Below are 1,066 nucleotides of genomic sequence, written 5' to 3' on the forward strand. Positions count from 1 at the left end.
CAGGCAAAGCGTCGGGCACACAATTTGGCGAAGGCTTTGAGCTCGCGGGTGCTCTCTTTAAGCAGGTTTTTTGCCAGTGTCTGCTGCTCGCGATGACTGGCCTGTTCGCTGCGCACCAACATCCAGCGCTGCGCGACGCCGGCATAATGGGCGGATTGCCAACAGCCATGATAACCATTGCCCAGCGCAACCAGCGACTGGGTGCCAATCGTTGCCACGGCCTGCTTGGCCTCATTCAACGTGACAGGCACCCGGGTGACAAACAGTTGCTGCTGTTGCTCCAGTAATTGCAAGGTCTCAGCGCAGTACAGTGCTGCATCACCGACCAGATAACGGCTCTCCTGCGCGGCCTTGAGGCTGCTCAAATGGCGACGAACAGTCTGGGCAAAGGCTTTGGTGTCGTTACTGTTGCCACTGAGGGCCTGCATATAGACGGGCAGCCCGGCCTGATTTTCACAGATGAGTTCCAGAATAACCTGGTTCAGCTCTGGCCGATGATCTCGACTATAACCCCGCACCAATTGCAGCTTGCCGGTCTGCTCGCCATCGGCCTGGTCATAGGCGCCATCGACGTGGAAGCTGGTGATATCGAGGTGCACAGCGGTGCTTTTGAGCCCCAGCCGCTCGACGACTTGCGCCGCCATCACCTGATACAAGGTGCTGACATCGGCGTCGAAGAGGGCATCGAGACAGCGCCCGAGCACATCATCATTGAGGTCATCAGCACAGATCCCGGGGCCGATCAGGCGCTCAACCGGCTTGTTAGCGAAGAATTGCGGGAACATGTGCAGGGTGCTGCTGTGAAAGCCCAGGCCGTTCACTATCATGGCGACCAGCGCTTGACCATGTGAGACCTTGAAAGGGGGCGTTTTGGGGAGCACGGCATCGATCATGCGGGCAATGCCCAGTTCTTGGCAGAGTGCGGCGACCAAACCAAGGTGATCGAGGTTACGGATAGAGATAGCGGGAGCGGCCATGATGATCTACCTGCAAAAGAGAGTAATAGATCAGAATGGCCGATCGCCGTCAAGCTTTGAAAAAGCCAAAATTAGGTGCGGAATGACGG

1 protein-coding gene is annotated in these 1,066 nt (G+C 57.2%); it reads right to left on the minus strand.

The window, feature by feature from the left end; translation table 11 throughout:
- On the minus strand, nucleotides 1-977 hold a 977-nt coding region (locus OKC42_RS22635; RefSeq protein WP_270820936.1), incomplete at its 3' end, for an IS1634 family transposase.
- Between the last annotated feature and the right edge of the window lie 89 nt (nucleotides 978-1,066).

Source organism: Aeromonas sp. Y311-2 (assembly GCF_027706025.1).
GTDB classification, from domain to species: domain Bacteria; phylum Pseudomonadota; class Gammaproteobacteria; order Enterobacterales; family Aeromonadaceae; genus Aeromonas; species Aeromonas veronii.